Annotated in this window: 16 protein-coding genes and 1 pseudogene; 12 read left to right on the forward strand and 5 right to left on the reverse strand. The window is 34.9% G+C overall.

From position 1 onward, the window contains the following. From Aba26S_RS19520 to Aba26S_RS19540, 5 genes and pseudogenes are all read left to right on the forward strand, one after another. Window positions 1-340, forward strand: a pseudogene (locus tag Aba26S_RS19520) (IS1 family transposase); the annotation flags it as partial. Between the two features lie 173 nt (window positions 341-513). Beyond that, on the forward strand, window positions 514-1341 hold the full coding sequence (locus Aba26S_RS19525; protein ID WP_000073658.1) for an AraC family transcriptional regulator: 828 nt from the start codon (window positions 514-516) through the stop codon (window positions 1339-1341). A 49-nt stretch (window positions 1342-1390) separates the two neighbouring features. Next, window positions 1391-1996 carry a LysE family translocator gene (locus tag Aba26S_RS19530; RefSeq protein WP_000447788.1) on the forward strand — a complete coding sequence of 202 codons (606 nt, stop codon included), beginning with the start codon at window positions 1391-1393 and terminating at the stop codon, window positions 1994-1996. Window positions 1997-2225: 229 nt separating this feature from the next. After that, the gene (locus Aba26S_RS19535) at window positions 2226-2513 is read left to right on the forward strand and encodes a BrnT family toxin (RefSeq protein ID WP_000438825.1); all 288 of its coding nucleotides are present in this window, start codon (window positions 2226-2228) and stop codon (window positions 2511-2513) included. Continuing rightward, window positions 2500-2814, forward strand: a complete 315-nt coding sequence (locus tag Aba26S_RS19540) for a BrnA antitoxin family protein (RefSeq protein ID WP_004728120.1) — start codon at window positions 2500-2502, stop codon at window positions 2812-2814. Before Aba26S_RS19535 ends, Aba26S_RS19540 begins: the two co-directional genes overlap by 14 nt. 88 nt (window positions 2815-2902) lie before the next feature. Here Aba26S_RS19540 and Aba26S_RS19545 read toward each other — a convergent pair whose 3' ends face one another. Next, on the reverse strand, window positions 2903-3433 hold the full coding sequence (locus Aba26S_RS19545) for a hypothetical protein (protein WP_000172759.1): 531 nt from the start codon (window positions 3431-3433) through the stop codon (window positions 2903-2905). A 148-nt stretch (window positions 3434-3581) separates the two neighbouring features. Here Aba26S_RS19545 and Aba26S_RS19550 point away from each other — a divergent pair, with 148 nt between their 5' ends. Both Aba26S_RS19550 and Aba26S_RS19555 read left to right on the forward strand, forming a co-directional pair. Further along, window positions 3582-3884, forward strand: coding sequence for a type II toxin-antitoxin system RelE/ParE family toxin (locus Aba26S_RS19550; protein ID WP_000286964.1), 303 nt, complete (start codon window positions 3582-3584; stop codon window positions 3882-3884). Beyond that, a complete protein-coding gene (locus tag Aba26S_RS19555) occupies window positions 3885-4166 on the forward strand; it encodes an addiction module antidote protein (RefSeq protein ID WP_000985609.1) in 282 nt (93 codons plus the stop codon). A gap of 79 nt (window positions 4167-4245) precedes the next feature. Here the strand turns inward: Aba26S_RS19555 and Aba26S_RS19560 are convergent, their stop codons facing one another. After that, window positions 4246-4665 (reverse strand): SMI1/KNR4 family protein, encoded by a 420-nt coding sequence (locus Aba26S_RS19560; protein ID WP_001180106.1) that lies wholly within the window; start codon window positions 4663-4665, stop codon window positions 4246-4248. A gap of 139 nt (window positions 4666-4804) precedes the next feature. Between Aba26S_RS19560 and Aba26S_RS19565 the strand changes: the two genes are divergently transcribed. The 4 genes from Aba26S_RS19565 to Aba26S_RS19580 all read left to right on the forward strand — a co-directional run bounded on the left by Aba26S_RS19565 (window position 4805) and on the right by Aba26S_RS19580 (window position 8298). Next, complete coding sequence (locus Aba26S_RS19565) at window positions 4805-5125, forward strand: type II toxin-antitoxin system RelE/ParE family toxin (RefSeq protein ID WP_000897307.1); 321 nt, start codon at window positions 4805-4807, stop codon at window positions 5123-5125. Continuing rightward, window positions 5118-5390, forward strand: coding sequence for a NadS family protein (nadS, locus tag Aba26S_RS19570; RefSeq protein ID WP_000369781.1), 273 nt, complete (start codon window positions 5118-5120; stop codon window positions 5388-5390). The genes Aba26S_RS19565 and nadS overlap by 8 nt, the downstream gene beginning before the upstream one ends. Window positions 5391-5882: 492 nt before the next feature. After that, window positions 5883-7358: an ABC-F type ribosomal protection protein Msr(E) gene (msr(E), locus tag Aba26S_RS19575; protein ID WP_000052512.1), complete on the forward strand. Its 1476-nt coding sequence runs from the start codon at window positions 5883-5885 to the stop codon at window positions 7356-7358. A gap of 55 nt (window positions 7359-7413) precedes the next feature. After that, complete coding sequence (locus Aba26S_RS19580) at window positions 7414-8298, forward strand: Mph(E) family macrolide 2'-phosphotransferase (RefSeq protein WP_043974506.1); 885 nt, start codon at window positions 7414-7416, stop codon at window positions 8296-8298. Between the two features lie 189 nt (window positions 8299-8487). Here Aba26S_RS19580 and Aba26S_RS19585 read toward each other — a convergent pair whose 3' ends face one another. Further along, a complete protein-coding gene (locus Aba26S_RS19585) occupies window positions 8488-9099 on the reverse strand; it encodes a recombinase family protein (protein WP_015060246.1) in 612 nt (203 codons plus the stop codon). Between the two features lie 255 nt (window positions 9100-9354). Between Aba26S_RS19585 and Aba26S_RS19590 the strand changes: the two genes are divergently transcribed. Continuing rightward, window positions 9355-10317: an IS30-like element IS18 family transposase gene (locus Aba26S_RS19590; RefSeq protein WP_033917576.1), complete on the forward strand. Its 963-nt coding sequence runs from the start codon at window positions 9355-9357 to the stop codon at window positions 10315-10317. Between the two features lie 12 nt (window positions 10318-10329). On the opposite strand, the gene adeS is transcribed toward Aba26S_RS19590, so the two are convergent. After that, window positions 10330-11409 carry a two-component sensor histidine kinase AdeS gene (gene adeS, locus Aba26S_RS19595; protein WP_043974509.1) on the reverse strand — a complete coding sequence of 360 codons (1080 nt, stop codon included), beginning with the start codon at window positions 11407-11409 and terminating at the stop codon, window positions 10330-10332. Then, on the reverse strand, window positions 11399-11938 hold a 540-nt coding region (locus Aba26S_RS19600; RefSeq protein ID WP_043974513.1), incomplete at its 5' end, for a winged helix-turn-helix domain-containing protein. The genes adeS and Aba26S_RS19600, both read right to left, overlap by 11 nt.

Raw genomic sequence — 11938 nt, forward strand, 5'->3', positions numbered from 1 at the left:
ACGCCTATCATCGAGAAACAGGTGAAATTGTTGCTTATGTTTGGGGTAAACGAGATTTAGCTACAGTCTAACAATTGAAGACAAAGCTTAAACAATTAGATATTCACTACACCCGAATTGCAAGTGATCATTGGGACAGTTTCATCACTGCTTTTAAAAATGGTAAGCAAAGTATTGGTAAATTTTTTACTGTAGGTATTGAAGGCAATAATTGCAAAATAAGGCATAGAATTAGGCGTAGCTTCAGAAGAAGCTGTAATTTTTCAAAAAAGCTTGAAAACCATTTTAAAGCTTTTGATTTAGCCTTCTTTTCTTTTACATCAATAATGGCTTCATTTAAAGGCAGCATACTTTTTGAAGCACCACCAAAATTTTATGTTAAGTAGAGACTAAAAATGCCCTTGATTAAGGGCTTACAAGGGCATTTTGTATAAGGTGTATTATGTTAATTTTAGAATTTCTTCATTAGATAATTTTTGATAAGCTAAATCCATTAGGACTAATTAAGTAAATATGAGCAATTGGGTCAATGTCACACAGGATAAGTCTACAGGTATAGAACTAATTCATGCCCACTTCAAAGGCTTTGCATACGATCCTCATCTACACTCAAGTTATCTTATAGGGGTAACAGAGTTAGGACATCAACAATTCAATTGTAGAAAAAAAATTATTGATAGCTATCAAGGTCAAACTTTCATGCTTGAACCTGAAGAAGTTCATGATGGTAATGCACCAGATCCTCTCGGCTTCACTTATAAAATGATGCATTTAGATCCAGCATGGTTAAAAAAAAGCTATGAAGGAATATTTAATGAGCCTATCGAACTTGCTATCGAATCAACCCTACGTTCTGATCCTCAACTTTCACATTTGATACTTTCAACCTACAATATATTGAATAACAATGAATCTCAATTGATGAAAGATACGTATTTAGATCTTTTATTAGAAAACTTAGTAAATAAAAAAATTTTATATAAACGTGAAAAGTCTATCCAGACATTACCTAATATTGCATTAAAGCTAAAAGAAATTTTACATGAAAGTCTCTTTCATGATTTAGACTTACAAACACTCTCAACATTGGTGAAAACAGATCGTTTTTATATTAACCGTGTATTTAAAAAAAACTTTAACTGTTCTCCACATCAATATCTGATCCAACTCCGTTTAAATAAGGCAAAAGAATTGTTAAGAAAAGGATTATCAGCAACAACTGTTGCTTCATATCTTTGTTTTTCTGATCAAAGTCATCTAGGTCGATGGTTTAAACGTTGTTATGGCATAACATTGAATCAATATCAAAAAGCGTGCACAAATGTTCTAGATATATCTTGAAGATATTTATCAAACTAGCCAAATAGTTTATTAATTTTTGGATTTTATTTTGGAAACGATTTTAGCTTTTTGTGCCTTTTCTTTTGTTGCATCAATTACTCCTGGACCAACCAATTTCCTTATTCTTAGTACAAGTCATCAATTTAGTATTAAAAAAACATTAGGCTTAATCTTCGGTGGAAGTATTGGTGCTGCATCATTAGTCTTAATTACAGGACTTGGAATTGGTACAACACTCAATGAATACCCCAAGATTCAATTAATATTAAGTTTCACTGGCGGCATTTGGTTAAGCTATATTGGATGGAAAATTTTTAATTATAGACCTGATCTAGAATCTAAAATCCAAAATCAAAATAAGAAAAATGGTTTTTTTACAGGCTTCTTTTTACAGTTTATCAACCCTAAAAGCTGGTTGATGGCTATTGCTGTTATTACTGTTTATACAGCACAACTAGCTAACTACTATCAGTCACTCATTCTATTTTCATTCATCTTTATGCTGATTTCTCTACCTTGTTTATTTATTTGGGCTTATTTAGGAAAAATCACAAAAAAAATACTTTCTACAGCTCATCATATGGTGCTCTTTAATCGAGTATTAGGTACTGTTTTACTTATTTCAGTATGGTATCCAATATTGCATGCTATTTAACATAATGGGCGTTATACGAAATGCACAAATTGAAAAATATAAAAATCAAAAACTTATGATATAAATTATTTGCTCGATGATGTTCAAAAGCCGACTTGGAAACAAGTCGGCTTTTTTATGAGCAGTTTTGATAGTTCTTGCCAATAAATTTGACTAAAAATTACGCTTCTCAACTTGAGTTATACAATTTTGTGATACATTATTGTATATACAAATTTGAATGTTTTTTATGGAACAGTATTTTGAATGGGATGAGGCTAAGAATCGAAAGAATCAGAAAAAGCATGATATCTCTTTCGAAACTGCAAGCCTTGTTTTTGAAGATCCATTACGGATCTCAATCCAAGACAGACATACCGATGGTGAAGAACGTTGGCAAACCATTGGACGAGTTAAAGGCGTACTAATGTTATTGGTGGCTCACACCATTTTTGATGAAGATGACTGTGAAATCATACGAATCATTAGTGCAAGGCAAGTGACTAAAGCGGAGCGAAACAAATATGAGCATGGTTAGATACTCACGCAAAGAGCTGAATGAGAAATTTGGTGAGAAGCAAGATGCTGAAATTCAACGCTTGCTTGCTAAAGGCACGGTTCCTGATGATCAGCTAGATCTATCAGATATTCCTGAAATTACCGATTGGAGCAGTGCTGTACGCCAAAATCAATTTTACCGCCCAGTGAAGCAACAAACTTCAATTCGGTTAGATGCTGATGTACTTGCTTGGTTCAAAGCACAAGGCAAAGGTTATCAAACACGAATGAATGAAATTTTACGGGATGCTATGCTGAAAGAATTAAAAAATCATCAATAAAAATGGGAGCTTAAGCTCCCATTTTTGACTTCGCATAACGCCCATTATGTTAATTTTAGTTTTCCTTAATACGACAAAAATATCTACTTCATTTCACGAGAATTTCTTTTGCTAAAAGTTCTTCTTTCGTTACACCGAAATATCTTATTTCTAATTTAGGCCTGCCTAACATCTTTAAAAGATTGTTTTCATCATTTATATTTTTTATAGCTTTGCTTACACAATCAATTACGTCATTAGTTTTAGAAATAGCTTCTTTTTCAGATACTTGATCGCTTACTTTTCGAGATATTAAGTCATCAAAATATATCCTATATTCTTCACAAACTAGATAAAAATAAGGGTCTAATCTATCTAAATCATATTCAGATTCAAAGGGTTTACGATCTAATAAATCTTTTTCAGGATAAATAATCAATTGTCCTGCATCGAACCAAAACTCCACAGAAAAATTATCAAACTCAATTCCATTTAAATCATTACTAAAATTTTGAAAATACTGTAATAAAAGATTTTCTATATCCTCTAAAAACTCTTTATTCTTAATATCAAATATTAAAGATTCATTAGAAATAGCTTTGATACAATCTTCTTGAATATCTAACCCCTTTAAAGTCATTTTTACTCCATTTAAATTTTTAGGTTTTGGTGCATTAAGAATTTTGATTAACTTAACATAATGGCGGTTATACGAAATTCACCGTTTCGAGCCCCAAATATCAAGTTTATTTCTTGCATAAATGTATCCTATAGGATACATTCTACTTATGTACTCAATATATACCACTGAAGTCTTTGATGACTGGTTCACCAAGTTAAAAGACCAGCAGGCAAAAAGACGCATACAAGTCCGAATTGATCGGGTTGAAGATGGAAACTTTGGAGATACTGAGCCGGTCGGTGAAGGTGTTTCTGAATTACGTTTCTTCTTTGGGCCAGGCTATAGGATTTATTACTGCAAGCAAGGGCAAAGGGTTGTTATTCTTTTAGCAGGCGGAGATAAGTCTACGCAAAGTAAAGATATAAAACTTGCCCTGCAATTGGCACAAGATTTAGAGGAGGAGCTATAAATGGCTATTAAACTTCGCAAATGGGACAGTGCTGAGCATCTTAAAACAGAGGATGATATGCAGGCTTACTTACAAGCATGTATTGAAGAATCTAATGGCGATGCCGCATTCATTGCAAAGGCTTTAGGTAACATTGCAAAAGCTAAAGGAATGGCTCAATTATCACGAGATACAGGCTTAGGCCGAGAAAGTCTTTATAAAGCACTTTCTGGTGATGTTAACCCTAGTTTTGATACTGTGATTAAAGTTGTAAAAGCACTGAATTTACGCTTAGCAATTTAAAAAAAGTTATTAAAAAATGGAGCTTTAGGCTCCATTTTTTAATTTCGTATAAGGTGTATTATGTTAATTTTAGAAATTCTTAATTTCCATCTATCCAAACTTGCTTGATCCAATCTGCTAAATCTTCCCACTGCTCATCGCTATATCCATCTGCTGTCCAATATCTAATTTTATGATTAGGAGATAGGCAATAATAACTACCATTATCTTCACAAATAGGTAGCCAATCTTCTGGCAGACCTTGCTCCCTAGCATCATTTAATATCTGAGATAGCCCTCGATAGCATTCTTTCTCATCTGTAAGAGACGCTAATTCAATTGTTCCATAAAAGATATTGCTAATCTCTTTCAAAACTTTTTTATAATCTTTTGGAAAAATAAAACCTATTTTTCGTTCATAAGCAGATATGAAAATATCATCAGGTAGTTCTATGTTTAGACGACTATTCCCAGATAGTTCTTTTAATTCTTGAATAATGTTATCAAGCTTATTTTGCATATACATTCTGCTCTATCGCATTAAAGTTCTTACTACAATTTAACATAATGGCTGTTATGCGAAACGAGATCTACCAGCTCTCGTTTTTTGTTATGGAAACTGCTAAAATTCAAATACGCCATTGACGTATAAAGAGTCCATGTTATTTATTGAAACCAGCATCTTTACCAAGCAAATTAAAGACCTTGTATCTGATGAGGAATATCGTCAACTTCAGCAAGATCTTTTGGTACAGCCTGATAGAGGTGACCTAATCAAGAATGGCGGTGGTATTCGCAAAGTACGTTGTGCTCAAGGTAACAAAGGGAAAAGTGGTGGGATACGGGTGATTTATTATTGGGTCACCGAGGATGATCAGATCTTTTTCTTAGTGGCTTATCCAAAATCAGTAAAAGATAATTTAACAGATAAGGAAACCGCCATTCTGCACCAACTCGTGAAGGAGCAATTTCATGGATAACAACTTATTTGATGACTTGGTTGCTTCAATCAAAGAAGCTGGAGCTATCAAACGTAAAGAAGTTAAAGCAAGCCGAGTTACAGAACTCGAATTGCCTGATATTAAAGAAGTACGTGAAAAAACTGGCTTGAGCCAAAATGAATTTGCTGCACGTCTACATATTAGCCCCCGTACCCTGCAAAATTGGGAACAGGGACGACGCTATCCAACTGGACCAGCAGCTACATTGATTCGAATTTTAGATGCTCACCCAAGCCTTATTTGAAAAAATTACTTAAAAAATGGGAGCTTAAGGCTCCCATTTTTATTTCGTATAAGGTGTATTATGTTAATTTTAGAAAATCTTCACTACTATTATTTTAAAATAAGCCTTATATCCAAGCATAAAACAAGGTTGTCTAGACTTCTTTTAACAGTAAAGTTATCATAAAACTGAATTTTATTTTTTAGGTAAGTTTATGCATTCTATCCGCATTCGTTAAGACACAACTATTTGCATAGTGACACTATTTTATAATGGTGGGCTTTTGTTGTGTCTTTAAGAATATATGCGGATATATAAAGTAAAAGTATGCTTAATTTATAAGTATGCTTTTAGTGCATAGTTTCCAGTTATAACTTAATTGACTAGCTATTTGTCCACCCTGTGGATGAATAGCTTTTTTTTTGGGAGGACACTGTGATGCTAGCTTTTGTTTTCACCTAAATCCTGTTTGCTGCATAAAAAATTTCAAGAGCTAAACAGGAGTAAATAAAAATGAGTTTAATTATTAAAGCGAGAAACATACGCTTGGATTATGCTGGGCGTGATGTTTTGGATATTGATGAATTGGAAATTCACTCTTATGACCGTATTGGTCTTGTGGGTGATAACGGAGCAGGAAAGAGTAGTTTACTCAAAGTACTTAATGGCGAAATTGTTTTAGCCGAAGCGACATTACAGCGTTTTGGTGATTTTGCACATATCAGCCAACTGGGCGGAATCGAAATAGAAACGGTCGAAGACCGGGCAATGTTATCTCGCCTTGGTGTTTCCAATGTACAAAACGACACAATGAGTGGCGGAGAGGAAACTCGTGCAAAAATTGCTGCCGCATTTTCCCAACAAGTACATGGCATTCTAGCGGATGAACCAACCAGCCACCTTGATCTCAATGGAATAGATCTACTTATTGGTCAACTTAAAGCATTTGATGGAGCATTACTTGTTATCAGTCATGACCGATATTTTCTTGATATGGTTGTAGACAAGATATGGGAGTTAAAAGACGGTAAAATTACGGAATATTGGGGTGGTTACTCGGATTACTTGCGTCAAAAAGAAGAAGAGCGACAACACCAAGCCGTAGAATATGAGCTGATGATGAAGGAACGGGAGCGATTAGAATCTGCTGTGCAAGAAAAACGCCAGCAAGCTAATCGATTAGACAATAAGAAAAAAGGAGAAAAATCCAAAAACTCTACCGAAAGTGCTGGACGACTTGGGCATGCAAAAATGACTGGCACCAAGCAAAGAAAACTGTATCAGGCAGCTAAGAGTATGGAAAAGCGTTTGGCTGCATTAGAAGATATTCAAGCACCAGAGCATTTGCGTTCTATTCGTTTTCGTCAAAGTTCAGCCCTAGAACTGCACAATAAGTTCCCGATTACGGCAGATGGTCTGAGCTTAAAATTTGGTAGCCGTACTATCTTTGATGACGCTAACTTTATAATACCGCTTGGCGCTAAAGTCGCTATAACTGGATCGAATGGAACAGGGAAAACGTCCTTGTTAAAAATGATATCAGAACGTGCTGATGGATTAACCATATCTCCAAAAGCTGAAATTGGCTACTTTACACAAACAGGATATAAATTTAACACGCATAAATCTGTGCTCTCCTTTATGCAGGAAGAGTGCGAGTACACAGTTGCGGAAATTCGTGCAGTATTGGCTTCAATGGGGATCGGAGCGAATGATATTCAAAAAAACTTATCCGACTTATCGGGAGGTGAAATCATCAAACTGCTTTTATCCAAAATGCTTTTAGGAAAATATAATATTTTGCTTATGGATGAACCAGGAAACTATCTTGACCTAAAAAGTATTGCCGCATTAGAAACAATGATGAAGTCCTATGCAGGAACTATTATCTTCGTATCTCATGACAAGCAATTGGTCGATAATATTGCTGACATTATCTACGAGATCAAAGACCACAAAATCATCAAGACTTTTGAGAGAGATTGTTAATGATAGCCAATCTAATCCGAACATTAATTATTGAACTCTTTAAAGGAAATTAAAAATGACAATTCAAGATATTCAATCACTTGCTGAAGCACACGGCTTGTTGCTTACGGACAAAATGAATTTCAATGAAATGGGCATTGATTTTAAGGTCGTTTTTGCTCTTGATACAAAGGGGCAACAATGGTTGCTGCGTATTCCTCGTCGTGATGGCATGAGGGAACAAATCAAGAAAGAAAAACGCATTTTAGAATTGGTAAAAAAACATCTTTCTGTAGAGGTTCCTGATTGGAGAATTTCATCTACAGAATTAGTGGCTTATCCCATACTTAAAGATAATCCTGTTTTAAATTTGGATGCTGAAACCTATGAAATAATTTGGAATATGGACAAAGATAGCCCGAAATACATAACATCTTTGGCAAAAACCTTATTTGAAATCCATAGTATTCCTGAAAAAGAAGTTCGGGAAAATGATTTGAAAATTATGAAACCTTCAGATTTAAGACCTGAAATAGCAAACAATTTGCAGTTAGTAAAATCTGAAATTGGTATAAGTGAGCAATTGGAAACCCGCTACAGAAAATGGTTGGATAATGATGTTCTATGGGCAGATTTCACCCAATTTATACATGGCGATTTATATGCTGGGCATGTACTAGCTTCAAAGGATGGAGCTGTTTCAGGCGTTATTGATTGGTCAACAGCCCATATAGATGACCCAGCGATTGATTTTGCTGGGCATGTAACTTTGTTTGGAGAAGAAAGCCTCAAAACTCTAATCATCGAGTATGAAAAACTAGGGGGTAAAGTTTGGAATAAACTATATGAACAGACTTTAGAAAGAGCAGCGGCCTCTCCTTTGATATATGGTTTATTTGCCTTAGAAACTCAAAATGAAAGCCTTATCGTTGGAGCAAAAGCTCAGTTGGGAGTTATATAATTTAAAAATATGATTGCTGAGAACTGCCTTGTTTTGAAACTTGGTTGGCTTTAATTAGTTTTTAGTATTCTTTATAGAAAATGCCTCGATCAAGGGGCATTTCTAACAATCATTTAACATAAAATTTCTTATGTGAAGTAACCTGAATGCAGCGGTGCCCCATTGGGGGCGCGTTGAGATAAGCCTCTTTTAGATAACTTTAGCAACTCGATAGACAGTTGCAACTCCACAATTCACTGCTTTGGCAATTTCTTCCTTAGTCATATTGCCAACTACTAGCAATTCTTTTATTCGTTTATGTTTAGCCTCATTTGCCTTCTTGCCTGTTGGTTTGTAACCCGAACGTGCCAGGCCCTGCTTAATACGTTCTATACGTTTCTCATTGTCTAGGCGGGCCATTGTTGCCAGAAGATCAATCAACATATTGTTGATGAGTTCCAAGATTGAATGAGTAATGCTGTCACTGGTTTGAATCATTTGGTAGGTAGTAGGAAGATCTGCTACGACTAAACGAAGTCCCTTCTCCTGGATCCTGCGCTTCAGCTCTTGAAAATCTCGTTGGGTTAGGCGTGATAAGCGGTCAATACTTTCAACTAACAATGTGTCACCTTGATTTGCTTCTGACAGTAGCTTATTCAATTCAGGTCGGTCTAACTTCGTACCACTATAGTTTTCCACGTACACAATGGTTTCACCCAAATTCAAGTTTTGGTTTAGATCCTGAAGAATCTGCAAAGCCCTTTCTGCATCTTGATCTTTAGTTGAAGCTCGTAGATAAATACGTGTATTCATTTCTATCATTTAATCTTAATTCTATTAGATTAATGATAATACTATCATTTAATTATTGCATTAAGTCTAATGATAGATATTGTATGCGATTTGGCTCGCTATCATTCAGGTATAGTCTTTTGATAGACTGCTTGTTTGCGGAATGTTCCGATTTGAACCACGCAGATTCAAATCCCAAGTGCAACACATTTGTAGTCAGTTGAAAAAGTTAGGTGTATTCATAGAATCATTAGACTTTTTCAACTCGCAATTGGAAAGCACACAATGAAGAAATACACCCAACTCTCTCAAGATGAAAGATACGAAATTTATGCTACTTTGAAAAGTAAAAGTTCAATCGCCTCCCTTGCTCGGGAGTTAGGACGTTCACGATCAACCATCTACCGTGAATTAAAAAGAAATACTGGACAACGTGGATATAGAGCTCAACAGGCAGCTAAATTTGCAAGTCAAAGACGGTATCGTCCTTCATCATCAATGACAGCATTTGCCTTCGCTTATATTGATTATTTGATTGGTTTGGACTGGTCACCAGAACAAATTTCAGGTGCTTTAACACAACGCGGTTGGCTGGATGTACCTTCACATGAGTGGATTTACCAGTACATTTATCAAGATAAATCAAAAGGCGGTAAACTTCATCTACACTTAAGGCATCAGAAGAAATATCGAAAACGCGGTTACAAAAACACGGATCGTAGGGGTCAAATCATTGATAAAACAAGTATTCACTGCCGAGACCAGGTCATTGATCAACGACAACGTTTAGGAGATTTCGAAGGTGACACGGTGATTGGTAAACATCATAAAGGTGCTTTATTGACTCTCGTTGATCGAAAGAGCCTGTATGTACATATTGTTCATTTAGGGCCAACGAGAGCATCCTCTCAAACGATTACTTGTGCATTAGATCGTTTACAAATGAGCCATGCTTATAGTGTAACATTTGATAATGGCAAAGAATTTTCCGAACACAAAAGAATTACTGATGTTGGCATAGAGACGTATTTTGCTGATCCTTACAAGTCTATTCAACGAGCAAGGAATGAAAATACGAATGGTTTAATCCGTCAATATCTGCCAAAATCATCATCGTTTGATGACGTGTCAAACGAACAAATAGAGCAGATAGAATTTGCACTCAACCATCGTCCTAGAAAAACACTAGGTTGGTATACACCGAGTGAAGTTATGGCTGGTTTTTATACTGTTGCACTTGCCGCTTGAATCCGCCTTTTATTATTCGAAGTTTATCCTAATAGTAAATACACTTTTAGAATTCCTATTTTCATACTGAATGGTTCCATGATGAGCATTAATAATTGCATTAACAACAGCTAGCCCTAAACCAGTTCCGCCAAATGCTTTATTTCTTGAGTCTTCTAACCTGAAAAAAGGTTTAAATAGTTCTTCTTGATATTCCATAGAAATACCTGGCCCGTCATCTTGTATCATTAATGTCCATATATGTCGTTGAACAAATGATGTAATACTTAGTAAGCCTGGATTGGCATAGCGTATAGCATTATCTACTAAAGCAATTAATACCTGTTCCATTCGGCGACTATCACAATACACTATGTCATCTGATACTTCAGAGTGAATAGTAATTTTAGCTTCCTCTAATTTCTCACTAAACATTAAAATAATTTTTGATACGCTTTTTTGGAAATTGGTTGGCTCTATATTTAACTTAAGCTGTTGATTCTCAATTAAACTTAATACTCTCAGATCCTCAACCAAATACGATAACCCTTCAGTCTGGTTTAGTAGACTTTTCATTAGAGCGGGACTAGGCTCAAATACATTATCGACAATACCCTGTAGTCGGCCTTGAAGAATTGTAACTGGAGTACGTAATTCATGTGCTATCGCTGCATTCCACACATGAGCATTTTTTATTGAAACTTCAAGTTTATGGGCCATATCATTAAAATTATCTATAAGCTCTGAAATTTCAGCATTTACATATTTATTGTTTTCAACTCTTGCTGTTAAATCCCCTTGACTAATTTTTTGAGTTGCTACGGCTATAGATTCAATTGGTCTAACAAATCGTTGAGAAAGCCGTATTCCTAAAAAAATAGATAAGAAAAATCCTATAATTAATACTATTAGTAACCAAACTAAGTCTAATAAATGAAGATAAGGCCAGTTCTGCCCAAGTTTTTCCCATGTAACTAATTTCGCTTCAATGGCAATGGCATAAATTAAATAACCAAAAGTTAAAGTAAAAAAAGTAATACTAAAATTCAAAATACTGAATGTAATAATTAGCTGGTTACTAATTTTAATTTTAATTTTACTTTTACTTTTCATTTAAATTATCCAAACGATAGCCTACGCCTCGTACATTAATAAGCATATGATTTAAGCCATGTTCTTCAAGTTTTTTTCTTAATTTACTCACATGACTATCAACAGTTCTTTCTAAAGCATTACCATCTGGCATGCAATAACTCATCAACTCTCCTCTAGTAAACACCTTATGTGGTTGTGCTATCATGAGCATTAAAATTTTATACTCTGTTAAAGTTAAGTTCAGCTTTGGTGATGATGAACTTAAATTAATAAATACACTATGAGTATCCGTTTGAATTTCAATATTTTTATAATGCAAATTCTTATTTTTTGCTTGCTGGTTTTGTTGGCTGCGTCTTAATACAGCATATACTCTTGCTACGACTTCATTAGGATTAAAAGGTTTTACCACAAAATCATCAGCGCCCATTCGGAGTGCCATAACTTTATCAATATCTTGATCAAGTGCGGTTAACATGATGACTGGGGTATCATTAGTTTGTCGAATTTTTTTAAGAACATCCCATCCATTTATTTCTGGTAATTT

Source organism: Acinetobacter sp. NBRC 110496 (assembly GCF_000876115.1).
Taxonomy (GTDB): domain Bacteria; phylum Pseudomonadota; class Gammaproteobacteria; order Pseudomonadales; family Moraxellaceae; genus Acinetobacter.

Bases quoted from the DNA above. Each gene is read 5' to 3' on its own strand.
- adeS (WP_043974509.1), bottom strand. From the start codon at position 11,409: ATGAAAAGTAAAAGTAAAATTAAAATTAAAATTAGTAACCAGCTAATT.
- Aba26S_RS19540 (WP_004728120.1), top strand. From the start codon at position 2,500: ATGAGCATGGTTAGATACTCACGCAAAGAGCTGAATGAGAAATTTGGT.
- Aba26S_RS19560 (WP_001180106.1), bottom strand. From the start codon at position 4,665: ATGCAAAATAAGCTTGATAACATTATTCAAGAATTAAAAGAACTATCT.
- Aba26S_RS19525 (WP_000073658.1), top strand. From the start codon at position 514: ATGAGCAATTGGGTCAATGTCACACAGGATAAGTCTACAGGTATAGAA.
- Aba26S_RS19580 (WP_043974506.1), top strand. From the start codon at position 7,414: ATGACAATTCAAGATATTCAATCACTTGCTGAAGCACACGGCTTGTTG.
- Aba26S_RS19545 (WP_000172759.1), bottom strand. From the start codon at position 3,433: ATGACTTTAAAGGGGTTAGATATTCAAGAAGATTGTATCAAAGCTATT.
- Aba26S_RS19590 (WP_033917576.1), top strand. From the start codon at position 9,355: ATGAAGAAATACACCCAACTCTCTCAAGATGAAAGATACGAAATTTAT.
- Aba26S_RS19565 (WP_000897307.1), top strand. From the start codon at position 4,805: ATGTTATTTATTGAAACCAGCATCTTTACCAAGCAAATTAAAGACCTT.
- Aba26S_RS19550 (WP_000286964.1), top strand. From the start codon at position 3,582: ATGTACTCAATATATACCACTGAAGTCTTTGATGACTGGTTCACCAAG.
- Aba26S_RS19555 (WP_000985609.1), top strand. From the start codon at position 3,885: ATGGCTATTAAACTTCGCAAATGGGACAGTGCTGAGCATCTTAAAACA.
- nadS (WP_000369781.1), top strand. From the start codon at position 5,118: ATGGATAACAACTTATTTGATGACTTGGTTGCTTCAATCAAAGAAGCT.
- Aba26S_RS19535 (WP_000438825.1), top strand. From the start codon at position 2,226: ATGGAACAGTATTTTGAATGGGATGAGGCTAAGAATCGAAAGAATCAG.
- Aba26S_RS19585 (WP_015060246.1), bottom strand. From the start codon at position 9,099: ATGATAGAAATGAATACACGTATTTATCTACGAGCTTCAACTAAAGAT.